The sequence below is a fragment of the Acidovorax sp. LjRoot194 genome, assembly GCF_964253015.1.
GTDB lineage: Bacteria > Pseudomonadota > Gammaproteobacteria > Burkholderiales > Burkholderiaceae_C > Acidovorax.
Genome location: NZ_CAXUQB020000001.1, coordinates 4,157,280 through 4,182,104 on the forward strand (window position 1 = coordinate 4,157,280; position 24,825 = coordinate 4,182,104).

Here is a 24,825-nt window from a genome sequence, read left to right on the forward strand (position 1 = left end):
CTGTGTCCACTGATGTCGCTGCGTTCACCGTGCCCGTGCACGGAGTCTTCCACGGCGCTGATCGCCGCATCCAAGGACCGCTCCCATGGCTGATATCTGGCACGAAATCACCAGCACGGTGGCGTCCGAGTTTTCGGACGTCACCGACGTGGGCCAGGCCACACGCATCGTCGTGCGCCTGACGATGGCCGGGGTGTTGGGCGGCCTGCTCGGGTGGGAACGCGAACACGCGGGCAAGGCGGCCGGCGTGCGCACCCACATGCTGGTGTCGATGGGGGCGGCCCTGTTCGTGCTGGTCGCCCAGCAGGCGGGCATCGAGCCGGCCGACAACAGCCGGGTGCTGCAGGGCATCATCGCGGGCGTGGGCTTTCTGGGCGCCGGCACCATCCTCAAGGGCGATGCCGAAAGCCAGGTCAAGGGGCTGACCACGGCGGCGGGTATCTGGCTCACCGCCGCCATCGGCGTGGCGGCCGGCCTTGGCCGCGAGACCACGGCCGTGCTGAGCACGCTGCTGGCGCTGCTGGTGCTGTGGGCCATGCCGATGCTGCACGACCGGATGGCGCGCACCGCCACACAACCCCGGCGCGAAGACGACTGAGCGCGCTAAACCTGCCACGCGGGCGGCTGCAGCGGCCCGCGCGTGCGCTACACTTTTTGGCCCTCCTCCACACGGGCCTTCGGCATGCGCAGACAGCACCCGCATGCCGCCGGCAGTCCCATGCACCGCCAACCAGCGCAGCGCGCACTTCCCCTGAGCGACACGGCAGCGATGCCCCATTCCACGCGCCCTGTGCGCGGAGATTCTCGGGCGCTTGAAGCCCCCTGCGCCGCCAGCAGCCACGGGGCGCTGTGCCCATGAGCCAGGCCCGCGAACCCGGCACGCTGCAAGCCCCTGCCGCCGACAACGCCGCCACCGCAGCGCAGGCCGAGGCCTCCGGCAACCTGCGCGGCATCATAGCCATGGTGCTGGCGGTGGGGTGTTTTTCATTGATGGACGCGCTGCTCAAGACGCTGTCGGCCAGCTACCCCGCCATGCAGGTGGCGGCGCTGCGCGGCTGGGCGGCCTTGCCGCTGGTGGCCCTGTACGTGCTGTGGCGCGGCGAGGTGCGCGGGCTGCTCAAGGTGCGCTGGCCGCTGCACCTGCTGCGCGGCGTGCTCAACATCTCGATGCTGGGGCTGTTCGCCTACGCGCTCAAGGAGCTGGGCCTGGCCGAGGCCTACACGCTGTTCTTCATTGCGCCGCTGCTCATCACCGCGCTCTCCACCGTGGTGCTGCGCGAGAAGGTGCGCGCCGCGCACTGGGTGGCCATTGCGCTGGGCATGGTCGGCGTGCTGGTGGCGCTGCGGCCCAGCCAGGATGCGTTCTTCACGCTGGGGGCACTCGCAGTGCTGGGCGCCGCCTGCGGGTACGCCGTGTCGGCCATCACGGGGCGGGTGCTGACCCGCACCGACTCCAGCGCCAGCCTGGTGTTCTGGACCACCACGCTCCTGGCCCTGGGCGCGGGCGCACTGGCCTGGCCCGGCTGGGTGGGTGTGGACCGGGCGCACTGGCCGCTGGTGGCGGGCCTCGCCGTCACAGGCTTTCTGGGGCAACTGGCGATCACCGAGGCCTTCCGCCACGGGCAGGCGTCGGTGGTGGCGCCGTTCGAATACACGGCCCTGGCCTGGGGCATGGGCCTGGACTGGGTGCTGTGGCAGACGGTGCCGGGCTATTCCACGCTGCTGGGCGGCGCCATCATCATCGGCAGCGGGCTGTACCTGGTGCGGCAGGAGCGTACGCAGGCGGTGGTGCCGCCCTGACCGGCCAGCCCCCCCACAGCACAACGCTGGAACGCGGCCCGCGCCCACGCAGGGCGCGGTCTTACAGCCACGCAGACCGCGTCGCAGTGCAATGGGCGATCAGCACTGCGGCACGCGCCGCGCAAGGAGATCGCATGACACAACACGCCACCATTGCAGGCCACGTCACTTACACCCCGGGCGACGGAGCACCGCTCACCATCCCCAAGGGCCCTGTGGAGCTTGAGCCCGCCAAGGACAGCACCACGCTGAGCTGGACCGCCGACAACGACGCCGTCGGCTCCGCGGCCATACCGCGCGACCAGTTCAACCAGTACGTGCGCGACGGCAAGATCCGGCTGGACAAGGACGCGCAAAAGTAAGAGGCTCACCAGGGCGGGCTGCGGCAGGCCGCACTCACGCTGCGGCGGCGCCCCAAGGCGCGCCGCCGTGGGCTGCTTTTCACAGCCACGGTGGTCTGCTGAAGCAGCACCAACCGCCCTTTTCAACGACTAGCCTTTGCCCCTATGCCTTCAGAAAACATCCTGCGGTTCTGGTTCGAAGAACTCAGCCCAGCCCAGCACTTCGCGCAGGACGACAAGGTCGACGACCTGATCCGCACCCGCTTTGGCGCCACGTGGGAGGCCGCGCGACTGGGAGAACTCTGGACCTGGCGCGACAGCGCCCGGGGCCGGCTGGCGGAAATCCTGGTGCTGGACCAGTTCTCGCGCAACATCCACCGCGGCTCGGCCCTGGCGTTTGCACAGGATGCCCAGGCCCTGACGCTCGCACAGGAGCTGGTGGCCAGCCGGCGCGATGCCGAGCTGCCCGTGGAGCAGCGCGCCTTTGCGTACATGCCCTACATGCACAGCGAATCGCTCACCATCCACGCGCAGGCCATGGCTTTGTTCAGCCAGCCGGGGCTGGAGCACAACCTGCAGTTCGAGCAGCGCCACCAGGAAATCCTGGCGCGCTTTGGCCGCTACCCGCACCGCAACGCGGCGCTGGGCCGCAATTCAACGCCCCAGGAAACCGCCTTTCTGGCGCAGCCCGGCTCGTCGTTCTAGGGACCGCGGCAGGGCCTGCACCAGCCAAGCCTGCGGGCCAGCTCCGGCGCGCAGCTACAGCTGGGCCGTGGCGCTGCCCACACCGTCGAAAGACACCACAACGCTGTCGCCCCGTTGGGCCTGCAGCAACCCCACCCAGGACCCCGTCGTCACGACCGTACCCGCAGGCACGGTCGCACCGCTGCGTGTGAGGTGGCGCAGCCACACCGGCAGCAGCCAGGCCGGATCGCCCAGCGGGTGCGTGCCCTGGCGCACCACCGGCGCCTGCGAGCCGATGCGCACCTCGCACGGCTGCGCGGCCCAGTCCCGCGCCGCGTAGGGCACCCACTCGCCGAGCACCAGCGCGCCGTGCGACTGCAGGTCGGCCAGGCGCAGCAGCGCGGGCGCGTCGCCGCCTTCCTGCCAGCGCGAATCCACGATCTCGATCGACACGGCCATCGCATCGACCCATGGGCCCGCGGTGGCCGGCGTCATGGCCGCGGCTTGTTCGGGCGACACGGCCCGGCCCAGGCGCAGCGCGATTTCGGCCTCGATGCCCGGCGTGTGGAACCGCATGTCTGCATAGTCGGCCGGGCTGGTGCGCACGCCCGCGGGCGGCAGCGGCGCATGCGTGAGCACCGCCTGGCGATGGGGCCCGCCGGACTTCCAGTGCTGCGCCGGGCCTGCCCGAAACCAGCCCATGCCCTGGGCCACAGCCTCCTGCGCTGCATAGGCCGCAGCCGCATCGCCCAGCGCCCCGGCCCACGGCAGGGCGATGGTGGTCTGGCCTGTTTGCCAGGCGGCGACCAGGGCGTGGGTCAATCCGCGGGTCGGGTCTTTGTCTGTCTGCATCTGATTCATCCCAGTATTTTGCAATCGCACGCAGCCTACAAAAAGCGCAGCCCGGGCCCGGGCCCGTGCCACCGTGCAAGGGCCCAAGGCGCGAAGCGACTCAGGGGGTCACTTAACTTAACTCTCCACCTTCACATTGCCATCCTTCACCACCTTGCCCCACTTGGCAATCTCGGTGGCGATGAAATCCTTGAACTTGTCGCGGGTGCCGCCGCCATCCTCGGCGCCGTAGGTGTCCATGCGCTCCTGCACATCGGGCATGGCCAGCACGGTGTTCACGTCGTGGTTGATCTTGTCCGCGATACCGGGCGCCAGCTTGCCGGGGCCGACCAGGCCATACCAGGTCGTGGCCTCGAAACCCTCGAAGCCCTGTTCCTGCATGGTGGGCACGCCCGGGTGCCCCTTGGCGCGCTTGGTGCGCGTCTGCGCCACGGCCGCCACCTTGCCGCTTTTGACATGCGGCGTGGCCGAGGTCATGGTTTCAAAGCAATACTGGATCTGGTTGCCCATCAGGTCGGCCAGCGCGGGGCCGCTGCCCTTGTAGGGCACGTGCAAGGCATCCACACCCGCCTGCAGCTTGAACATCTCCAGCGCCAGGTGCTGCGCAGAGCCCGGGCCTGCGGAGCCAAAGGTCACCTTGCCCGGGTTGGCCTTGCACAGGGCCACGAGTTCCTTCACCGTGAGCGCTTTTTGCGCAGGGCCCGCGATCAGCAGGTTGGGCGTTACACCCACCATCACGATGGGCACGAAGTCCTTTTGCGGGTCGTAGCGCAGCTTGGGCTGCAGGCTGGGCGCGAGCGCATGGCTGTTGATGTGCGCCATCAGCAGCGTGCTGCCATCGCTGGGCTGCTGCGCCACGTACTCGGCCGCCAGCACGCCGGCCACACCCGCCTTGTTCTCCACGATGACCGACTGCTTCCACAAGGTCGACAACTTGACCGCCACCACCCGCGCCAGCGCATCGGTGCCGCCGCCGGGCGGAAAGCCCACCACGATGCGCACCGGGCCGGTGGGCCACTCCTGCGCAAACAGGCGCGGGGCGCCGAGCGAGGCCGCCGCCGCGCCAGCGGACTGGATCAGGGAACGTCTTTTCATCATCGCTTGTCTCCTTCGTGGGCCCTGGTCGGTGCGGGCCGGGTTGAATGAACTCAGCAAAGCCAAGGCCCCTGCGGCGCGCGTGCAGTGCACGGCGGGCGGTGGGGACTGGAAAACACGGGATCGGTCGATGCGCTGCGGCCTCGGCAGACCGCCAGCGGGAGCGGAAAAATGCGCACATTCAGCAGCCGGCACCTCCCGCAGGCGCCGGCCGGTCCATCTGTCAGAACACGGCTGAACGAAAGCCGCAGGCTCAGGCCGCCTTCTTCAACGCTGCGGGCGCCGCATGGCTGGCGAAGTAGTCCATGCTGGCCTGCACGCCGCTGCCGGCCAAGGCCACGCCCGAGAGCTTGAGCCCCATCTCCACGCCCGCCACCATGGCGATCAGCGTGAGGTCGTTGCTGTCGCCCAGGTGCCCCATGCGGAACATGCGCCCCTTGAGCTTGCCCAGGCCCGTGCCCAACGACAAATCGAACCGCTGGTGGATGAGCCGGCGCAGGGCATCGGCATCCACGCCCTCGGGCGTGATCACACCGGTGAGCACGGGCGAATACACCGCCGGGTCGGCGCACTGGATGGGCAGGCCCCAGGCGTTGACTGCGGCGCGCACGCCCGCACCCCAGCGCTGGTGGCGCGCAAAGACGTTCGGGAGGCCCTCGGCCAGCAGCATGTCCAGCGCCTCGGACAGGCCGTACAGCAGGTTGGTGTTGGGCGTGTACGGCCAGTAGCCGTCCTTGTTCATCTCCACGATCTCGTCCCAGGCCCAGAAGGCACGGGGCAACGTGGCCTTCTTCGAGGCTTCGAGCGCGCGCGGCGACAGCGCGTTGAAGCTGATGCCTGGCGGCAGCATCAGGCCCTTTTGCGACCCGCTGATGGTCACGTCCACGCCCCACTCGTCGTGGCGGAAGTCGGCGCTGGCCAGGCCCGAGATGCTGTCCACCATCAGCAGCGCAGGGTGGCCTGCCGCGTCGATGGCCTTGCGCACCGACGCGATGTCGGAGGTCACGCCCGTGGAGGTCTCGTTGTGCACCACGCACACTGCGCGGATTGTGCGCTCGGTGTCCTTGCGCAGGCGGGCCTCGATCAGGTCGGCCTGCACGCCCCGGCGCCAGCCGCCGGCCAGAGGCAGGTGCTCGTCCTTGCCCTCCCAGGCCAGGAACTCGGTGGAGATGCCCAGGCGCGTGGCCATCTTCTGCCACAGCGAGGCGAAGTGCCCGGTCTCGAACATCAGCACGTGGTCGCCAGCGCTCAGGGTGTTGCACAGGGCTGCCTCCCACGCGCCGGTGCCCGATGCGGGGTAGATCGCCACCGGGTGCCGGGTCTGGAAAATCTTCTGGATGCCCGAGAGCACCTTGAGCCCCAGGCCACCGAACTCGGGCCCCCGGTGGTCGATGGTGGGCAGGCTCATCGCCCGCAGAATGCGGTCTGGGACCGGGCTCGGGCCCGGGATCTGCAGGAAGTGGCGGCCCGTAGGGTGAAAGTCGAGTTGCAGCATGGAGCGTCCTTTCTTTTTTCAGTTTTGCATGCAAAAACTGCTATTGCATGCGGGTATACCCCCAAATCAACAGGATTGTTCGGGTAATTTTTTGCATGCAAAATTCAAATCAACAATCACACCATGGCTGAAATCATTGAAATCTCCCGCCTCGCGCTGCATGACCAGGTCGCCGCGCGCCTGCGCACCATGCTGGTGGAGGGCCACATTGCGCCCGGTGCCAAGCTCAACGAGCGCGAGCTGAGCGAGCAGCTGCGCGTGTCGCGCACCCCGCTGCGCGAGGCCATCAAGCTGCTGGGCGCCGAAGGCCTGGTGGACCTGCTGCCCAACCGCGGCGCGGTGGCGGTCAAGCTGACCGAAGCCGACGTGGTCAACACCTTCGAGGTGCTGGCCACGCTCGAAGGCATGTCGGGCGAGCTCGCGGCCCAGCGCATCGGCGACGCCGAGCTGGCCGAGCTGCGTGCCCTGCACTACGAAATGATGGCCTGCTTCGCGCGGCGCGACCTGTCGGGCTACTACCGCATCAACGCCAGCATCCACACCGCCATCAACGAGGCGGCGAACAACCCGGTGCTCACGGCCACCTACCGCTCCATCAACGCCCGCGTGCAGTCGCTGCGCTTTCGCACCAACCAGAACGAGGCCAAGTGGAAGCTGGCCGTGGCCGAGCACGAACAGATGATCGAAGCCCTGGCCGCGCACGACGCCGAGGCCATGCGCCGCGTGCTGGTGGCTCATGTGCAGCGCAAGCGCGACACCGTGCTGGAGCTGCTGCGCGCAGGCGAGATCTATCCATTGAGACGCCAAGCCCCCACCTAGGACCCCACTCCATGCGCATCGAACCCGCCAGCAGCCTGCAGCCAGCCGGTACCACCCTGCCCCCCAACGAGACCTGCGAGGCGCTGGCGCGGCGCTTGGCGGCAGAGACCGAGGGCGAGGTGCTGTTCGATGCCGGATCGCGCGGGCGCTACGCGACCGATGCCTCCATCTACCAGATCATGCCGGCCGGCGTGCTGGTGCCGCGCACCGAGCGCGACATCGCCACCGCCATCGACATTGCGCGCGACCTGATGGTGCCCGTGCTGCCGCGCGGCGGCGGCACCAGCCAGTGCGGCCAGACCACGGGCGCGGCGCTGGTGATCGACAACAGCAAGCACTTTCGCAAGGTGCTGGCGCTCGATGCCGAGGCCCGCACCGTCACGGTGGAGCCGGGCATCGTGCTCGACCACCTCAACGCCCAGCTCAAGCCCCACGGCCTGTGGTACCCGGTGGATGTGTCCACGAGTGCCCAGGCCACGCTGGGCGGCATGGCGGGCAACAACTCCTGCGGCTCGCGCTCCATTGCGTACGGCAACATGGTGCACAACGTGCTGGGTGCGAGTGCCTGGCTGAGCGATGGTGAGCTGGTGGACTTCGGCCCGCTGGCCACGCTGGGCCCGCGCGCCAGCGCCATAGCGCAGCACGTGCACGCCCTGGCCCAGCAGCACCGCAGCGAGATCGCCGAGCGCTGGCCCAAGGTGATGCGCCGCGTGGCGGGCTACAACCTCGACATCTTCGACAACCAGAGCGAAAAGCCCTACACCGCCGATGGGAGCGTGAACCTGGCGCACCTGCTCATCGGCTCCGAAGGCACGCTGGCCTACACGCGCAGCCTGACGCTCAAGCTCAGCGAGCTGCCGCGCGCCAAGGTGCTGGGCATCGTGAACTTCCCGAGCTTCCACAAGGCCATGGACTCGGCGCAGCACATCGTCAAGCTCGGCCCCACGGCGGTGGAGCTGGTGGACCGCACCATGATCGAGCTGGCGCTGGCCAACCCGGCCTTTCGCCCCACGGTGGAAACCGCCCTTATCGGCAAACCCGAGGCGATCTTGCTCGTGGAATTCTCGGGCGCCGACAAGGCCGCGCTGCTGCCGCAACTGCGCCAACTGGTGGAGCTGATGGGCGACCTGGGCATGCCCGGCAGCGTGGTCGAGATGCCCGACGAGGCCCCGCAGAAGAACCTGTGGGAGGTGCGCAAGGCGGGCCTGAACATCATGATGAGCCTCAAGGGCGACGGCAAGCCCGTGAGCTTCATCGAAGACTGCGCCGTGCCACTCGAACACCTGGCCGAGTACACCGACGGCCTGACCGAAGTGTTCGCCAAATACGGCAGCCGCGGCACCTGGTACGCGCATGCCTCGGTGGGCACGCTGCACGTGCGTCCCATCCTCGACATGCGCACCGATGGCGCCGCCAAGATGCGCGCCATTGCCGAGGAGGCCAGCGCCCTGGTGCGCAAGTACAAGGGCGCCTTCAGCGGCGAGCATGGCGACGGCCTGTGCCGCGGCGAGTGGATCGAATGGCAGTTCGGCCCGGCGATCAACGAGGCGTTCCGCGCCATCAAGAACCACCTGGACCCGATCGGCCTGTACAACCCCGGCAAGATCATCGACCCGCCCAAGATGGACGATGGCGCGCTGTTCCGCTTCGCGCCCGCCACGGCGCCCAAGCCCTACAAGCGCATCCCCCTCACGCCCGTGCTCGACTGGTCGGCCTGGAACGTGCAGGCCGACCCGGTGACCGAGGTGACCACCGCCCCCGGCACCGGCGGCGACGTGACCGGCGGCTTCGCCAAGGCCGTGGAGATGTGCAACAACAATGGCCACTGCCGCAAGTTCGACGCCGGCACCATGTGCCCCAGCTACCGCGTGACACGCGACGAGCAGCACTTGACGCGCGGCCGCGCCAATACGCTGCGCCTGGCCGTGTCGGGCCAGCTCGGGCCCGACGCCTTTACCAGCGAGGCGATGCACGACACCATGGACCTGTGCGTGGGCTGCAAGGGCTGCAAGCGCGACTGCCCCACGGGCGTGGACATGGCCAAGATGAAGGTCGAGTTCCTGGCCCACTACAAGCGCAAGCACGGCCACACGCTCAAGGACAAGCTGGTCGCCCACCTGCCCACCTATGCGCGCACGGCCAGCCATTTCGCCTGGCTGCTCAACCTGCGCAACACGGTGCCCGGCGCCGCCTGGCTGGGCGAAAAGCTGCTGGGCTTTTCAGCCCAACGCTCGCTGCCCGCATGGCGCAGCGACACCTTCTGGCGCCGCCACGACAAGGCGCTGTTCAGCAGCCAGGCCGACACCATTGCCGCCGCACAGGCTGGCCGCAAGGCCGCCGTGCTGTTCGTGGACACCTTCAACGGCACTTTCGAGAGCGAGAACGCCCTGGCCGCCGCGCGCGTGCTGCACGCCGCAGGCTACGTGCTGCACACGGTGGAAAAAGCCGGCGGCCACCACTGCTGCGGCCGCACCTATCTGGCCACCGGCATGGTCGACGAAGCCAAGGCGCGCGCCGGTGCGCTCATCGACGCCCTGCTGCCCCTGGCCCAGGCCGGCATCGCCATCGTGGGCCTGGAGCCGTCGTGCCTGCTCACCCTGCGCGACGAGGCCCTGGTAATGGGCCTGGGCGACAAGGCCGTGACGGTGTCCCAACAGGCCCTGCTGTTTGAAGAATTCCTCGCCCGCGAAGCCAAGGCAGGGCGCTTCGCCCCATCCCTCCAGCCCGCAGGCCGACCCATCCTGCTGCACGGCCACTGCCACCAGAAGGCCTTCGGCGCCGTGCCCCCCATCCTGGAGGTGCTGCGCCTGATTCCCGACGCCAAGCCCGAGCTCATCGAAAGCTCCTGCTGCGGCATGGCCGGCAGCTTCGGCTACGAGGCATCGCACTACGAGGTCTCGATGCAGATGGCCGAAGCCGCGCTGCTGCCCGCCGTGCGCAAGAATCCCGATGCCATCGTGGTGGCGGATGGAACCAGTTGCCGGCACCAGATCGCGGACGGCGCGCAGCGCGAGGCGGTGCATGTGGCGCGGCTGCTGGACCGGCTGCTGACGTAGCAAGCAGTGACGCAGCCGAGGCTGCGAGCGTGGCAGTCCATAGAAGACGAACGCATGGACATTCGGGCTGGCCGCACCTAGTATTCGGTTTTTCCGACCCGAATACGCCATGCTGAATTACCGCCACCTTTACACTTCCTGGATGGTTGCCAAGGAAGGCGGATCTGACACCAGAACGCTGCAATATTTATAGATCAATCCACCCATGCACAAGCTGTCCCATGCCATCTCCGGATCCTGGGTGCCCTACTCGCATGGCGCTGTCTACAGCGTCGTGCCGTCAGGCGAAGGAGAAAAACTTCTGGCGGGTATACCCGCTAGCGATTGGAGACCGTTTGAGCGTCTGGTCAGCAGCCTGGAGCCCCCTTACCTGCTTCTCTACGTACTGCATACACCTCGGGGCGAGGGGGACGCAGGCCGCTATCAGAGCCCGGCCTTGTCACCACTGCAGTTTCAGAAATTCATACAGCGGTTCGGCAGCTATCTGTCATCTGACGCGCGGTTCGATATCTGGGCTCATTCCCCGACAGAGAAGGCAACGATCGTCTGGGACAGGCATGACCAGTTGTTCGCCTACGGCCCTATTGCAAAGTATTCAGCAGTACTGGATGCACTGGGGTTTAGCCATGGTGACGCAGGTATATCGCTCGCTCACCAGCACCACTACCGCCCGGAATCCGATGCCACCGCACACGATATCCTGCGCAGCCTTCCTTGGACGCACTCACCATTGCGGCCCGAGGACGAACAGTGAAAGAGGCGTCCAAGCTTTGCTGATATGCAAGGCATCAGCCGGCGGAGTAACAGCCATTGGATTGAAATTGAGCATGCGAACCCGGAATAGACACCATACCCAGACGAACCTAGTATTCGGTTTTTTCGATCCGCGAACCCCATGCTGAACTACCGCCACCTCTACTACTTCTGGATGGTTGCCAAGGAAGGCGGCTTTGCCCGCGCCGCAGACCGGCTGGAGATGGCGGTGCAGACCATCAGCGCCCAGGTGCGTGATCTGGAAAAGGCACTGGGCCACCAGCTGCTCAAGCCGTCCGGGCGCGGCGTTGCGTTGACCGAGGCGGGCCAGGCGGCCTATGCGCGGGCCGAAGAGATCTTTCAGCTGGGCCAGAGCATTCCGGACGAGGTGCGGGAAGCCGCCAGTGCCAAGGTGGCGCGGCTGTCGGTGGGGCTGTCGGACGGCATCTCCAAGCTGGCGGCGCATGCTTTGCTGGAGCCGGTGCTGGGCACGCCCCACCTGCGCCTGGTGTGCCACGAGGGGGAGTTCGACGAGCTGCTGTCGGAGCTGGCCCTGCACCAGCTCGATGTGGTGCTGGCCGGGCAGGCGGCGCCGCGCAACCCGAACCAGCGCTTGTCCAGCGAACGCATCGCGCGCTCTGCCCTGCAGTGGTACGGGCCGGCGTCGCTGGTGCGCAAATCTGCACGTGACCATTTTCCGCAGTCGCTGCAGGACCTGCCGGTGCTGCTGCCCACCGCCCACTCACCCCTGCGCGCCACGCTGGACCACTGGTTCGAGGATATCGGTGTCCGGCCCCGCATCGTGGGCGAGTTCGAAGACAGCGCCTTGCTGGCCGTGTTCGCCGCCCGGGGACTGGGCGTGTTCCCGGTCAGCCAACTGGGCGCGCAGGATGTGGGGCTGGTGCGGGGCCTGCGCATGCTGGGCGACTGCCCCGGCATCAGTGAAGAAGTGCACGCCATCTGGTCGCGCCGCGGGCAGCACCACCCGCTGGTTCGGCAGATGGTGGACTCCGCGCGCGGTGCTTAGCGGGTGCATGACGGCGGCGGCGGGGGCATCGGCAGGCCGCTGCAGCCCGCCCCACGGTTGCCTCAGCCCTGCGCTGGCAGCTTGCTGACACGCCACTGCGTCAGCGCCGCCCGCATGATCCAGGCTTCTTCCGCGGCCACGTGGCTGTCCGCCATGGCAGCGGCGTCGGCGAAGTACAGCACCTTGTGTTGCAGGTCCGGCTCCGTCACTTCCGCCATCACGGCGTCCAGTGTGGCCTGGTCGATGCTGCCGGTGAGCACGCGGCGCTCGTGTGCGGCCATCAGCAGGTCTTCGCACAGGGTGTTGAGCACCTGGGCGAAGCCGCCGGGTGCCAGGCCGATTTGTCGCTCGATGTCCTGGCCGTACAGGGCTTCCAACTCCTGGCGGCTGACGTTGCCGTCGGATATCAGCAGCAGGGCGACGATACGGGCTGCTGCTTCGGGGCTGTTGTGGGAATAGCTGCGCATGGTTCTTCCTTGTCGATGGGGTGGTTGTTCAGGACGCATGGGGTCATGCCAGACGGCATGGCGAAGGCGGGCCGCAGGCCCGCCGCTTCAATCGCGGTAGCGGTAGCGGCGGCGCGTGTTGTCACGCTGGGATGCAGGGACCCGCAGGGGGACCAGTGCCGGTGCACGCAATGCACCGTACCGTTGCGACCATTGCCAGACCCGTTGCAGCACCTGGGCGCGCAGCGCATTCAGCAGTGAATGGACGAACATCAATCGCTTCATAGGTACCTTGTCGTGGTTGAACAAGGCTTGAATGTGCGGTTGCAGGCACGATTCAAGAAGCAGGTTTTCTATGAGTCATGCATCGGTGGAACCGAACCTGACCTCAATGCCGGACTTTGGCGGCATCCGCCGACGGGCGCTTCAAAGGCGGCCTGCAGAGCAGTATTGCCGTGGGCAGCCCATGGCCCGTGCCCCTGTGCGCAAGCCCCTTTCGGCGAGACGGCACGCCGATGGATTGCATGCCTGTGCCGCCCCAACGCCAGACAGCACAGAAGGCACAGGCAGGCCGCTGGGTGGACAGCGCTGGCAGCGCGCCCACCTCGCCTGCGCAGCGCCGGCCTTCAGATGGGCCGTGTCAGATAGACAGCCTCGCGCCCCACGATGGGCTCGCGCGTGGGCATCAGCACCGTGCAGTCGTCGCACAGCGCGCGAATCTCGTGCGGTCCGTCAGTCGCGATGAGTGCGCCCTTGGCAAACACTTCAAAGCCCTGGATGGGCCGCGCAAAGCGAAAGTCGGGCGTGCGCACCATGCAGGTCTCCAGCAGCTCGTAGCGGCGCTGGGGGCCGGGCGCCGGGCGGCCCCCAGGCGCGTCGATGAGGCCGAAGTGGGCCAGAAAATCGAGCGCCACCGCCGTGGCCATGTCGGCCGCGGACTGCAAAAAGTGCTGCCCGCACTCGACCACCAGGGCCACGCCTTGGCTGTCGGCCAGGCCGTGGCGGCCATGCTGGATGAGCGGCGTGCCTGAGCCCAGGCCACTGGGCATGACCAGGTGCACCGGCGGGCGGCCGATGGACAGCGCCACGTCCGCATTGCGCTGGTAGGCCGGATAGACCCAGAAGGGCTCCACGTCCTGGCTGGTGGAGTGGATGTCGAGAATTTGGTCGGCCGCGGCCACCACGGGGCGCAGGGCGCGGGCGCGCAGCAGCTCGGGGCTCTCGGCCGTGCCGTCGAGCTCGGTGGCGGACCAGATGCGGTTGAGGTTGTGCACCAGCTGGCGGCTCTCGAACGGGCGGCTCTGATCGAACGACTCGTACGCCGCCACGTTGGCAAAGCTGATGGTGAGCGTGCCGATGCGGGGTCGCACGCCGCTGTCGAGCAGGTGCGTGGCGGCCACCATGCCGCAGATCTCGTTGCCGTGCGTGAGCGCATTGATCAGCACGTGGGGGCCGGGTTGGCCCGACTCAAAGCGGTGCACGTAGTCGATACCAACATTGCCCTGGCGATAGGCAGACAAATCGCGCGGCAGGACTTCAAAGGCGGGAAGGTTTTGGCTCATGGGATGGTGATGCTAAGACAACACATGATTGTGTCCCCAATGGCCGGACAGCGCACGCGACCACATCAAAGACCGCGAGCGAAAAATGCAAGCGCCTGCCACCAGCCACTGCAGCAGCGGGCGATGGGGCGATGTACCATGCCCGCCAGTTCCTGGTACCGGTCTGACGCCCTCCCTCGCCTATGCCCATGCCCATTGCCCGAATTTGCCCGCTGGCCGACGTGGCCACCCATTTGCCCGCCGACAGCTCGATCAGCGAGCGCCTCCGGCACGAGCCCGGCGAGCTGGACCACGAGCTGGTGCTCTACCTGCAGGGCGATGTGACGGTCTCGGAGCTGCACCTGAATGCCCCGCTCGACAGCGACCACCCGCTGCACGCATTGGTTGCGGGCGCAGCGCAGGGGGGCGAGACGCCGTACCTCGTGCTCATCGACGGCAGCCTTCAGATCGGCGGCGCCCTCACAGCCGAGGACGATGGCGCCGCAGCGCACCTGGTGGTGCTGGGCAGCGCACACCTGCGCAACGCGGTGCTGGCCGGGTCGCTGCTGTACGTGCGTGATGCCCTGGTGGTGGACGACCTGCTGTGGGGCGACGGCAGCGACGGCGCGCTGCAGGCGTCTGGCGGCCTGCAGGCGCGTGTGGCGCTGTTCACGGACGATTTCACGGTGCAGGTGCAGGGCCCCGAGCAGGTGGAGTTTTTGATGGACGAGGTGCGGGGCGTGGCGCACCGCGCGGAGTTTGGCCGCGAGATCGTGGGGGCTATCTTCCCCGACGAGTTCCATGACGGCATCGACGCCGGCGAAGACGGCCTGCACCCCATGCTCGACCGCGAACGCGTTCTGGCCGCGGTGCGTGCAGGCGACAGCGCCACCCGCACGAGCGAGGAGATCAACGCCCAGTGGCCCGTCGCCCAGGACCTGTGCGCGGACGATGCCATCAGCGTGGAGAACATCTTGGCGGTGGTGCGCACCCCGGTGATTGCGCACAAGGAGCACAAGGCCTACGGCTGGTTCCAGCAGACCGACTTCTCGGTCTGCCAGCGGCATGTGGACGACGATGGCGACCAGCGTGACGACAACGTGTTCATCACCGTCTGGAAGACCTGGGACTTCTATCTGTCGGTGGACATGGCGCGCACCCCGCAAGGGCTGCTGTCCCGGCTGGCGGCTGCCGTGCTGCGCCGGCCCGTCACCACCACGCCTGTGCTGACGCTGGTGTACCGCCCTTACACCGACGGCGAGCCCGGCGAGTGGCAAGCGCTGGCACCCGACTCCGCCGCCGAGGCATGGACCGCCTGCCAGACCGCTTGGCGCGGCGTGCTCGACTACGTGCGCAAGACCGTGGGCCAGCACCGGGCCCGCTACCCGCTCTACCAGCGGCTGCAGGCCGAACTGACCCCTCGGCAGATCGAGGACTTCACCAGCCTGCCCGTATTCACCGAGCGCTACAACGACTGGTGGGACAGCGACAAGAACGGCCACTGGCAGGATGAGGTGTGGGTGGGCGCGCGCCAGCCCTGCATGCACGACGGCGAGCCCTGGGGACGGGCGCTCAAGTTCAGTTGGGAGAACGGCAGCCCCGCGCCGGGGGACGACGACGACAACGCCCACAGCGTCTACCAGATCGATGTGGACGAAGCCCGCGAGGGGCCGGCGTTGGTCGAGTTCACCCACGCGCAGCGCCAGAACGAAGCGCGCGTGGCCTTGCCGCGCGGCGCTGCCGACCACATGGCGCGCCTGCTGCGCTTTTACCGGCTGGTGCAGGCCCGTCTGCGTGACGAGCATCAGCGCGAGCAGGCCCGCGATGCTGAAGCCCGCCGCATCGAGGCTGCGGTGCATTTGCTGGCGGTGCCGCCCCTGGCGCCGGATGTGCCGGACGCAGCGATCTTCCCGCTGGAGCTGATGACACTGTCTGAACAATGGCAGGCCGACGGGCAGGCCTATGTAGCGGCCATCCGAGCCCATCAATTGGCCATGGATGCCCAGGCGCTTCGCGGTGACGACGAGGACGATGCGGTGGAAGTCACTGGTAGTGACGGCGAGCACGACGAGCAAGAGTCACAAGAGGCAAAAGAGTCACAGAACGAGGAAGATGCCCTGCCCTCCGACCCGCGCAAGGCAACAGCCCCCACGGTGCTGCAGCTTGCACGCGTGGTTTACGCCCAGGCGGACGAAGACCTGGCGGAGCGGTTTCGCCAGCGCTTCGCCTTTGCGCCGGATGCCTACGTCAAGCGCGCCGCCAACGCCGGTCGTTTCATCGGACCGGTGATCGCCCTGGACGACGGCCGGGTGCTCGCCCGCATCGGCCCGGCGTATGACGATACCGCGCACTGGGTGGCGCTGCACGGCATGCGCCACACGGCGCTGACGCTGCTCCGTGGCCTGGGCCGGTCCCATGACCGGCAGGTCTTTGCGCAGAGCGACGGCCAGCAGGTCACCACGCACCTCGGCTTTGAAGGCCCGGTGATTGCGCGCTTCGATCTGCCGCGTGGCAACGAGGGGCTGCCTCCCGAAGTGGCTGTGGCCGCGGGCCCGCTGGGACAGCGCTGCGATGAGCTCATCCCCTTCAACGACGGACAGCGTGTGCTGCTGCTCAACCCCACCGGCGTGTACCTGCTGACCGCGGCGGGCAGCGGCACGGGCGTGCAGCGCTTGCACCCGCAGACCTTCGAGGAAGAGGGCCCCTACACGTGGCCCAAGAACCAGATGGACGACGAGGTGGGTGGCCAGACCATCACCACGCTGGCGCTGGACATGCTGCACATGGCACTGTCGCGCGATGAGCGCCACATTGCGGTGGGCGACCAGGACAGCCGCCACATCCTGCTTGACGCACGAGGGGCGGTAGTGGCGGAGTACGACACGTTGTCGTCCTATCCGCACCACGCCGCCTTCTCGCACGACAGCACGCGCCTGTTCGCCAACTCGTGCCACATGTACTGGGGTGCCACGTTATCGGCGTCAGTCGACCACCCACCGCTGCAACCTGCGGGGTCCGATCAGTTGGAGACACCGCCGCTGGACGAGAGCTGCCGCGTGTACGCATCGGTCACCGAACCCGGACTGGTGATCCTGGGCGACGCCGACGGCTACCTGCACGCCATCGGCGACGACGGCCGCCCGCTGTGGCGCCACCACATCGGCAGCACCATCAGCGGCATCGACATATCGCCCGACGGCAACACGCTGTGTGCGGCCAGCTACGGGGGCTACCTGGTGCAGCTGGAGCGCAGCGAGGCGGGCATGGACCTGTACTCCATCGGCACCTCGCCGTATGTGGAAACCAGCCGCTGGATCTTCTGGAAGGACGAAGCAACACCGCTGCGCTGGTGAGCCTGGGGCCGCCGCTGGGCACAGACGTGCTCGTGGCGCAGCGGCCCTCCCCATCGATCCCCCTTACTGCAGCACCAGCTCCACGCGGCGGTTCTTGGCCCGGCCGTCTTCGGTGCCGTTGTTGGCCACGGGTGCCAGCGAGGCCACCCCGTTGCCCACCAGGCGGTTGCCGGCGATGCCGTAGTCCTTGGCCAGCACGGCGGCCACCGCGTCGGCCCTGCGCTTGGACAGGGCCAGGTTGCTGTCAAAGCCGCCCACGCTGTCGGTGTGGCCCACCACATGCAGCTTGACAGCCGGCTCGGCCTTCAGGAAAGCCGCGATCTGGTCGAGCGAGGGCTTGGACTCGGGCTTCACGTCCGCCTTGCCGGTGTCGAACAGGATGCCGTAGATGGCGACCTTGCCGCTTGCGGTGATGGACTTGCCGATGTCGGACGCGCTGACCACCACCATGTTCTGCTCCATGGCCTTGGTCTCCAAAATGTCCACCGCCATGTACGCGCCCTGCCGGGACTTGTACGTCGCGTCTTCCTTGGGCCAGTCGACGGCCACCAGGCGCACCGTGGTGCTGCCCTTCTGGAAGGTGCCGGTGCGCACGGTTCCGGCATCGGCCGCGTACATCACGTATTCGCTGCGGTTGTTCTTGATGAAGTCGCGCTGGCCGCTGCTGAAGTTGGCCAGGAAGTTGGTGTAGTTGCCCGCTGCGCTGTCGCGCGTGGAGTCGTACAGCGCGGTGAAGCCGTTGGCCGCGAGGTCGTTGGCATAGTTGCGGTACAGCTCCAGCGACCGCGTGGCGCCCGGCGCCTCGTACCAAAGGCGGGTGAGTTTGCCCTCCAGCGCCAAAGGCGGCTTCACGTATTGCCGCTTGTTGGTCTGCAGGTCGAACTCCTTGAAGGTGGAGGTCTGGAACTCCACCGCTTCGAAATTGCGCACCTCGTAGCCGACGATGGTGCTGCCGCCAAACCGCTTCACGGCCGGGTGGTCCTTGGCGCCAGCGAGGTCCTGGGCGCTGGCGGGCATGTGGCTGGCCACGGCCAGGAACCCGAGGCACAGCGATGCGCCCCATTGACGAAACAGCCGCATGGTCATGAACATTCTCCGGTTGGAACTGGCGTGGGCCCTGTGGCGCCCTCTTGCGCCCTCGTGCGCCCGGTGGGGTGCTGCGCCGCGTCGGCGAGGCCCGGCCATCATAGGGGAGCCCCTGGCGGCGCGCCATGCAGAGAATGTGCAGAAGCGGCCGGCAGCGGCGTTTGCGCGCAAAAGTTCACGCTCGACGGCATTAAAAATGCGGGCCCGGTCCTTCCTTGGCGAGCGTGTCCTGCGCATTGCGCAGCGGGCAGACCTTGAGCGACAGGCACCCGCAGCCGATGCAGCCGTCCAGCTGGTCGCGCAGTGCGGTGAGTGTGCGGATGCGTTCGTCCAGGTCCTCGCGCCAGCGTTGCGACAGCCGCCGCCAGTCGGCCACCGTGGGCGTGCGGCCCGCGGGCAGGGCCTGCAGCGCGTCGCCAATAGCCGCCAGCGGCACGCCCATGCGCTGGGCGACCTTGATCACCGCGACCCGGCGCAGCACCGACCGGGGGTAGCGCCGCTGGTTGCCCGCGCTGCGCAGGCTGTCGATCAAGCCCCGCGCCTCGTAGAAATGCAGGGCCGACACCGCCAAGCCGCTGCGGCGGGCGACCTCGCCCACGGACAGGTCGGCCGCCATGTCCACCGGGGTGTCGACAAGGGAATCGTCGTGTTGCATGCGTTGGCCTTTCATCGGTGCTTGACCTCAACTTAACCTGAGGTTTGATACTAGCAGCTGTTTCCCTTCAGATCAGGACACCCCGTGCCGCCCATCGCTTCGCGCCTCATGCCAGATCACGCCGCACACATCGTGCACATCAACCCCGAAGGCCTGTACGACCCCGCGCCCAACGGCTACACGCATGTGGTGGCGGCGCCGCTGCACGGCCGCACCGTCTTTGCCGCGGGCCAGGGCGGTGAAAACGCAGCGGGCGAGTTGCCGGCGGGTTTTGCCGCGCAGCTGGACCAGACCCTGTCCAACATGCAAACCGCACTTGCCGCGGCGGGCGCCACGGTGCACGACGTCGTGCGGCTCACCCTGCTGGTGGTTGACCACACCGAAGCGCGCCTGGCAATGTGGACGGACGCGGCGCGCAGCGTGTGGAAGGACGGCCCCGCCCCCGCCTGCACACTGATACCCGTGCCGCGACTTGCGCTGGACGGCATGCTGGTGGAGGTCGAAGCAACCGCCGTGGTGGTGCCACCGGCGCCGCCAAACTGACGGGCCCGCAAGCCGGTGCGCATCTGCCGCACCATCGCGCGCCCGTGCCCCGGGCCTTGCAGGCGCCGGACGTGTTACGCGTGGGGCGTCAACGGCCGGTGATTACCGCTTTGTGCCTGGGGGCCTGCATGCCGTCAGCAGGTCACACGCACAAAGGGCCTGCAAAGCGCTGCCCCGGCCTTCAAACGCCCTCGGTTGTGGCGTACCATCGCGCGCAGTGGTCGCATACCGAGACCCATAAAGGAGGACCCATGGCCAAAGGTGAACAGCGCAGCAACAAGATGGCGAAGAAGCCCAAGAAGGACACGTCGATTCCCAAGGAGTCGCACGGATCCGACCGTCCCATGCCCCCCGTGACGGCAGTGCTGCCACGCGGCAAGGACAAGAACAAGTAACCGCCAAGCGCAGCCGCCAGTCCCGCGCTGCGGGGCTGAACGCACAACGGCCCCCAGTGCCTTGCGACCTGCTCTCAGGTTGCAAGGCACTGGGGGCCGTTTTCATGGGGGTCAGGCCGCGTTACTCGCGGGCAGTCGTGCCAGCCAGTCCTCCTGCGGCTCAGGCCGGCCAAAAAGGTAGCCCTGGTAGATGATGTCGGGCGCGCGTTGGCGCAAGAAGTCGGCCTGCTCGCGCGTCTCGACCCCTTCGGCCACGACACGCAGGCCGAAGTGGCGCGCTACCGACAAGATGCCCTCCACCAGCACGCCGTCGTCGGCGTTGGTGGGAGCCTCGTGCACGAACGAGCGGTCGATCTTGAGCTCCTGGATCGGCAGTCGCTTGAGGTACGCGAGCGATGAATATCCCGTGCCGAAGTCGTCCAACGAGAATTCGACGCCCAGGGCCGCCAACTCGCGCATCTTGGCCACGGCCTCGTCGAAGTCGTCGATCACCAGGCCCTCCGTCACCTCCAGCGTGAGCAGCGAGGGGTCCGCGCCCGAGGTGGCGAGGATGTCGCGCAATTGCGGGATAAAGTTGGTCTGGCGGAACTGCCGCGCGCTCAGGTTGACCGACAGCTTGAGGCGCCGCTCATGCATGGCCGGCTGGGCCAGCAGCGCGCAGGCATGCGTCAGCACCCAGGTGCCCAGGCCCACGATCAGATCGGATTCTTCGGCAATGGAAATGAAGGCGCCGGGTGCCAGCAGCCCGTCGCGCGGATGCTGCCAGCGCACCAGCACTTCGGCCCCGGTAAGCCAGCCGTTCACGTCCACCTGCGACTGCAGGAACAGCCGCAGCTCGTCGGCCGCAATGGCTTGGCGCAGCGACCGCTCCACCTGGAACCGCTGCTCCGCCGCCTCACCCATGCCTTGTTCGAAAAAGGCGGATCGCCCGCCCCCGGCCTGCTTGGCCCGGTGCAGCGCGGTGCCTGCACGGCGCAGGGCCTCGTGCGGCGAGTCGGCGGCGTTCTGGGGGTAGAGGGTGATGCCGATGCTGGCACCGAGCTGCGCCTCTTCGGCGCAGCCTTCGAGCCGCATGGGCTGCAGCAACAAGGCCTGCAGTTGCTCGGCAAAGGCCAGCGCGCGGCGGCTGGCCTGGGGCGGCAGCAGGCCCAGGTCGTGCAGCACGATGGCGAATTCATCGCCCGCCACGCGCACCAGCAGCCCGTGCGCAGGCAGCATTTGCGACAGGCGCAGGGCCACGGCCTGCAGCAGGCGGTCGCCCATTTCGCTGCCACGCGCATCGTTGAAGATGGTGAAGCGATCCAGGTCCAGCAGCACCAGCACATGCAGCGGCTGCGAGCCCACGCCGCCCCGCCAGCGCAGCGCGGTGAGGCGCTCGACCAGCATGGTGCGGTTGGGCAGGCTGGTCAGGGCGTCGAAATGCGCCAGCCGGTGGATCTCGGCAGCTGCGCGTCGGCGCTCGGTGACGTCCTGCTTGATCTCCACATAGTGGGTGATGTGGCCGTCGGGCTGGCGAATGGGGGCCACCACCACGGCTTCGACGATCTCCGCGCCGTCCTTGCGGCGGTTGACCTGCTCACCCACCCAGTTCTCGCCGCGCGCCAGCGTGTCGCGCAGGCTCACCCACTGCACCAGCGTCATGCCGTTGTTCGACACGTACGACGACGATTGCCCGATGACCTCGTCCTGCGCAAAGCCGGTGCGGGTGAGGAAGGCGGCGTTGACGTACTCGATGCGGCCTTCGAGGTCGGTGATGGCGATGCTCTCGGGGCTTTGCTCCACGGCGCGCAGCAGCTTGCGCAGCTCGGCATCGCGCGTGGCCAGGCTGGAGGCGGTCTGCTGCGCTTCCCGCACGCGGCGCAGGTAGCTGCGGCGCGACAGCAGCGTGGCGGCGGCCGTCACGGCCAGCACGCCGCTGAGGTAGGCCACGTACGCGGCCAGGTTGCCGTAGCGGGCCGGGGGCATGTAGTTGTTGAGGTCGGCCCACACGAACACGATGAACAGCAGGCCCGTGGCCCCCGTGAGCCACAGGGTGTAGCGCGCCCCCAGCACCCAGCCGGCGACCACGATGATGACCGGGAAGTTCAGCAGGCTGGGCCCGCGCAGGCCGCCGTTGCTGGCCGACAGCGCCGCCACCACGGCCCATACGCCCCACACCAGCACCAGGCCCGCCTGGTGCCAGCGCCGCAGATGGCCCAGCAGCACAGCCACCGCGCCCATGACGCCCACGCCCAGGTTCAGCAGCACGCGGGCCCAGGGCAAGGGCTCGTCGAGCAGCAGCAGCGCGGCGATCATGGTGCCGGTGATGGCGACCGTCCACGAGCCGGCGCGCACGAGCTGCTGGCTCGTGACGTCGTCGTGGGGGCGGTGCGAAGAAGAGGCGGCTGAGGGCATGGTCAATGAAGTGACAACCTTTGCGGCATGGTAACGCTATCCATGGGCCGCAACGAGTCAGCCATCGCCGTCAGATTTGAGAGGTGCTGTCAGCCCTTCCCCGCTCTGCGGCCAGGGAAAACCCTTTGGCACAGTCCATCGCGGGGCCTGTACGGCCCCGCTGGGGCCGCACGGTCTCGGCCAGTGTGGTGCTGGCGTGCACCAGCCCGTGCAGCACTGCCACCCAGGGCGCTACGAGGGCGTCTGAACGCCCGCCACCTTCACCACCCGGCGCCAGCGCTCGATTTCCTTGCGGATGAAGTCGGTGTAATCCGCGGAGCGTGATGCCACGACCACCAGGCCCTGGGCTTCCAGCTGCTTGCGGATCTCGGTGGCCTTGAACGCGCTGTCCATTTCTTTTTCAATCCGGGCCACCACGGCGGGAGGCGTGCCGGCGGGGGCGGAAATGCCCACCCACGATACGGCCTTGAAGCCGGGGTAGCCTGCCTCGGAAATGCTGGGCACATCGGGGAGCTGCGGGTTCCGGAACAGGCTGGTGACGGCCAGCGCACGCAGCTTGCCGCTGCGCACATGGGGCGCCACCGCGTCCAGGTTGGTGAACATCATGCCGGCCTGGTTGGCCATGACCGCATCCAGGGCAGGCTTGGCGCCGGTGAACGGCACCCCGGTGAGCCCCAGCGTCGTGCAATTACGGGTGCCTGAGGCCCCGTTCACGCACGTGCTGATGGTTTGCTTGAGCAGTTCCATCGCCAGATGCCCCGACGAGGCATGCACCTGCGCATAGGTCAGCTTGCCCGGCTGGGCCTTGCCGACGGCAATCAGCTCCTGCAGCGACTTGAGGGGCGACGCCGCGCCCACCACCAGCACATTGGGGCCTTCGGACAACTGGAAGATGTGCACGAAGTCCTTCAAGGAGTCGTAGTCGAGCTGGGGGTTGAGCGCATGGCTGATGGCGTTGGTGCCCACGCCCGACAGCACCAGCGTGTAGCCGTCTGGCGCGGCACCGGCTGCGGCCTTGGTGCCTTTGCTGTCGGTGTTTTCCACCTGGACGGGCTGCCCGAGCTTTTGCCCCAGTTCCTTGGCCATCACCCGGCCGAGCTGGTCGCTGCTGCCGCCGGCCGGAAAGGGAATGATCAGCCGCAGTGGCTTGGTAGGCCAGCTGTCCTGCGCCATGGCGGGCAGGGAAAAAGACACAAAAAAAGCGGCCACCGCGCACGCCGCTGCACTCACATATTGCATGGACAAAGTCTCCAGTCGTTGTTTTCAACACCGGCGCGGAGGGGCCCGAAGGCACTGGTCTACGCCGAACCCGGAGCCGGACCTGGACTGCGAAAGCAATCACCAAGTCGCGCTGGGTAACTAGATGTACGATGTCATATCACAATGTTGCGCACCAGCAGGTTTTCCCTATGTGCGGTGGTGCGACGCACGGTCGACGCCTGATGGGTGGGTTGGCGGCACGAGGTGTCGCAGCGCGTGGAAATAACTGCGTAGAGGCCTTCGGTGCTACGGCGCGTCCCCGGACGACGGCTCGCGCACGCCGGAGCCCTTGCCCTTGGACTTGGCGCGCGCGTCCTTCTTGGCCTGGCGCTTGGCGTCTTCGGCCAGGCCTGCATCGCGCCACACCTCGAACTCTGCGGGGGTCTCCAGCGTGATGCGGCCCAGGATGGCGGTGCGGAAATCGGTCATCACGATCTCGGCGGTCTTTTGCAGGTTCACCCGGCCACCGCCCAGCATGGCGCCGCGCTTGCGGCCGATGGCTTCGAGCAGCTCATCGTCCTGCATCGTGGCCATGGTGCCGGCAGGCAGGCCCAGCTTGTAGCGCGCCTCCAGCAGCGGCGCGTAATTCGTCTGCAGGCGGCGCAGCAGCTCCAGCGCCACCAGTTCTTCGTCGTAGGCGTTGCGGCCCACGGCGCCGCTGGCGGCCAGGTTGTAGCCGCTCTCGGGCACGATGATGCGCGGCCACAGCATGCCGGGGGTGTCCCACAAATAGAAGTCGTCGGCCAGGGTGATGCGCTGCTCGATCTTGGTGATGCCGGCCTCGTCGCCCGTCTTGGCCTGGCGCTTGTTCGACAACGTGTTGATGAGCGTGGACTTGCCCACGTTGGGCACGCCGCAGATCAGCACGCGCATGGGTTTGGCCATGCCGCCCCGGTTGGGCGATAGCTGGTGGCAGGCGTCGATCAGCTTGCGCGCGGGTGCCGCGTCGGATGCGTCCAGCGGCACGGCGCGGGTTTCGCTCTGGGCGTTGTACCAGTCCACCCACAGCGGGGTGCGCGCGGGGTCGGCCACGTCCTGCTTGTTCAGGATCTTCACGGTGGGCTTGTGACCGGTCAGCTCGGCCAGCAGCGGGTTGCTGCTGGAGCCCGGCAGCCGCGCGTCCAGCACCTCGATCACCACATCGATGTCCTTGATGCGTTCGGTGATGGCTTTCTTGGTCAAGTGCATGTGACCGGGGAACCACTGGATGGCCATGCGGGTTTCTTTCTT

Annotated in this window: 22 protein-coding genes; 11 read left to right on the forward strand and 11 right to left on the reverse strand. The window is 67.7% G+C overall.

Annotated features, from left to right (window positions below; translation table 11 throughout):
* Nucleotides 1-85 precede the first annotated feature (85 nt).
* The 4 genes from ACSQ3N_RS18935 to ACSQ3N_RS18950 all read left to right on the forward strand — a co-directional run bounded on the left by ACSQ3N_RS18935 (nt 86) and on the right by ACSQ3N_RS18950 (nt 2,846).
* Nucleotides 86-598, forward strand: a complete 513-nt coding sequence (locus ACSQ3N_RS18935; protein WP_436147132.1) for an MgtC/SapB family protein — start codon at nt 86-88, stop codon at nt 596-598.
* Nucleotides 599-855: 257 nt separating this feature from the next.
* Entirely contained in the window at nt 856-1,800 is a 945-nt protein-coding gene (locus ACSQ3N_RS18940) for a DMT family transporter (protein ID WP_436127521.1), read from the forward strand.
* 134 nt (nt 1,801-1,934) lie between these two features.
* Nucleotides 1,935-2,162 carry a hypothetical protein gene (locus ACSQ3N_RS18945; RefSeq protein WP_056170078.1) on the forward strand — a complete coding sequence of 76 codons (228 nt, stop codon included), beginning with the start codon at nt 1,935-1,937 and terminating at the stop codon, nt 2,160-2,162.
* 144 nt (nt 2,163-2,306) lie between these two features.
* Nucleotides 2,307-2,846, forward strand: a complete 540-nt coding sequence (locus ACSQ3N_RS18950) for a DUF924 family protein (protein ID WP_056170080.1) — start codon at nt 2,307-2,309, stop codon at nt 2,844-2,846.
* 54 nt (nt 2,847-2,900) lie between these two features.
* On the opposite strand, the gene ACSQ3N_RS18955 is transcribed toward ACSQ3N_RS18950, so the two are convergent.
* From ACSQ3N_RS18955 to ACSQ3N_RS18965, 3 genes are all read right to left on the reverse strand, one after another.
* On the reverse strand, nt 2,901-3,677 hold the full coding sequence (locus ACSQ3N_RS18955; RefSeq protein WP_056170709.1) for a fumarylacetoacetate hydrolase family protein: 777 nt from the start codon (nt 3,675-3,677) through the stop codon (nt 2,901-2,903).
* 117 nt (nt 3,678-3,794) lie between these two features.
* Complete coding sequence (locus tag ACSQ3N_RS18960) at nt 3,795-4,772, reverse strand: Bug family tripartite tricarboxylate transporter substrate binding protein (RefSeq protein ID WP_056170712.1); 978 nt, start codon at nt 4,770-4,772, stop codon at nt 3,795-3,797.
* Between the two features lie 253 nt (nt 4,773-5,025).
* Nucleotides 5,026-6,267, reverse strand: coding sequence for a pyridoxal-phosphate-dependent aminotransferase family protein (locus ACSQ3N_RS18965; RefSeq protein WP_056170083.1), 1,242 nt, complete (start codon nt 6,265-6,267; stop codon nt 5,026-5,028).
* Nucleotides 6,268-6,390: 123 nt separating this feature from the next.
* Between ACSQ3N_RS18965 and ACSQ3N_RS18970 the strand changes: the two genes are divergently transcribed.
* The 4 genes from ACSQ3N_RS18970 to ACSQ3N_RS18985 all read left to right on the forward strand — a co-directional run bounded on the left by ACSQ3N_RS18970 (nt 6,391) and on the right by ACSQ3N_RS18985 (nt 11,922).
* Nucleotides 6,391-7,086: a GntR family transcriptional regulator gene (locus ACSQ3N_RS18970; RefSeq protein WP_056170086.1), complete on the forward strand. Its 696-nt coding sequence runs from the start codon at nt 6,391-6,393 to the stop codon at nt 7,084-7,086.
* An 11-nt stretch (nt 7,087-7,097) separates the two neighbouring features.
* A complete protein-coding gene (locus ACSQ3N_RS18975; RefSeq protein WP_056170089.1) occupies nt 7,098-10,142 on the forward strand; it encodes an FAD-binding and (Fe-S)-binding domain-containing protein in 3,045 nt (1,014 codons plus the stop codon).
* A 205-nt stretch (nt 10,143-10,347) separates the two neighbouring features.
* Entirely contained in the window at nt 10,348-10,896 is a 549-nt protein-coding gene (locus ACSQ3N_RS18980) for a hypothetical protein (RefSeq protein WP_056170092.1), read from the forward strand.
* Between the two features lie 141 nt (nt 10,897-11,037).
* A complete protein-coding gene (locus tag ACSQ3N_RS18985) occupies nt 11,038-11,922 on the forward strand; it encodes a LysR substrate-binding domain-containing protein (RefSeq protein WP_436147133.1) in 885 nt (294 codons plus the stop codon).
* A gap of 62 nt (nt 11,923-11,984) precedes the next feature.
* On the opposite strand, the gene ACSQ3N_RS18990 is transcribed toward ACSQ3N_RS18985, so the two are convergent.
* From ACSQ3N_RS18990 to ACSQ3N_RS19000, 3 genes are all read right to left on the reverse strand, one after another.
* Complete coding sequence (locus ACSQ3N_RS18990; RefSeq protein ID WP_056418947.1) at nt 11,985-12,389, reverse strand: hypothetical protein; 405 nt, start codon at nt 12,387-12,389, stop codon at nt 11,985-11,987.
* A gap of 87 nt (nt 12,390-12,476) precedes the next feature.
* Nucleotides 12,477-12,653 (reverse strand): hypothetical protein, encoded by a 177-nt coding sequence (locus ACSQ3N_RS18995; protein WP_436147134.1) that lies wholly within the window; start codon nt 12,651-12,653, stop codon nt 12,477-12,479.
* A 341-nt stretch (nt 12,654-12,994) separates the two neighbouring features.
* Nucleotides 12,995-13,930: a succinylglutamate desuccinylase gene (locus ACSQ3N_RS19000; protein ID WP_436147135.1), complete on the reverse strand. Its 936-nt coding sequence runs from the start codon at nt 13,928-13,930 to the stop codon at nt 12,995-12,997.
* 188 nt (nt 13,931-14,118) lie between these two features.
* On the opposite strand from ACSQ3N_RS19000, the gene ACSQ3N_RS19005 reads away from it, so the two are divergent.
* Complete coding sequence (locus tag ACSQ3N_RS19005; RefSeq protein ID WP_436147136.1) at nt 14,119-17,262, forward strand: WD40 repeat domain-containing protein; 3,144 nt, start codon at nt 14,119-14,121, stop codon at nt 17,260-17,262.
* Nucleotides 17,263-17,325: 63 nt separating this feature from the next.
* Here ACSQ3N_RS19005 and ACSQ3N_RS19010 read toward each other — a convergent pair whose 3' ends face one another.
* Entirely contained in the window at nt 17,326-18,348 is a 1,023-nt protein-coding gene (locus ACSQ3N_RS19010) for an OmpA family protein (protein WP_200926923.1), read from the reverse strand.
* A gap of 190 nt (nt 18,349-18,538) precedes the next feature.
* A complete protein-coding gene (gene soxR, locus ACSQ3N_RS19015; protein ID WP_304439422.1) occupies nt 18,539-19,003 on the reverse strand; it encodes a redox-sensitive transcriptional activator SoxR in 465 nt (154 codons plus the stop codon).
* Between the two features lie 108 nt (nt 19,004-19,111).
* Here soxR and ACSQ3N_RS19020 point away from each other — a divergent pair, with 108 nt between their 5' ends.
* On the forward strand, nt 19,112-19,546 hold the full coding sequence (locus tag ACSQ3N_RS19020; protein WP_056170720.1) for a RidA family protein: 435 nt from the start codon (nt 19,112-19,114) through the stop codon (nt 19,544-19,546).
* A 251-nt stretch (nt 19,547-19,797) separates the two neighbouring features.
* Complete coding sequence (locus tag ACSQ3N_RS19025; protein WP_007855012.1) at nt 19,798-19,941, forward strand: hypothetical protein; 144 nt, start codon at nt 19,798-19,800, stop codon at nt 19,939-19,941.
* Nucleotides 19,942-20,052: 111 nt separating this feature from the next.
* Here ACSQ3N_RS19025 and ACSQ3N_RS19030 read toward each other — a convergent pair whose 3' ends face one another.
* The 3 genes from ACSQ3N_RS19030 to ylqF form a co-directional block, all read right to left on the reverse strand.
* Nucleotides 20,053-22,335: a putative bifunctional diguanylate cyclase/phosphodiesterase gene (locus tag ACSQ3N_RS19030; RefSeq protein WP_436147137.1), complete on the reverse strand. Its 2,283-nt coding sequence runs from the start codon at nt 22,333-22,335 to the stop codon at nt 20,053-20,055.
* Between the two features lie 231 nt (nt 22,336-22,566).
* Complete coding sequence (locus ACSQ3N_RS19035; protein WP_436147138.1) at nt 22,567-23,574, reverse strand: Bug family tripartite tricarboxylate transporter substrate binding protein; 1,008 nt, start codon at nt 23,572-23,574, stop codon at nt 22,567-22,569.
* A 267-nt stretch (nt 23,575-23,841) separates the two neighbouring features.
* A complete protein-coding gene (ylqF, locus tag ACSQ3N_RS19040; RefSeq protein WP_056170118.1) occupies nt 23,842-24,810 on the reverse strand; it encodes a ribosome biogenesis GTPase YlqF in 969 nt (322 codons plus the stop codon).
* Nucleotides 24,811-24,825: the final 15 nt, after the last annotated feature.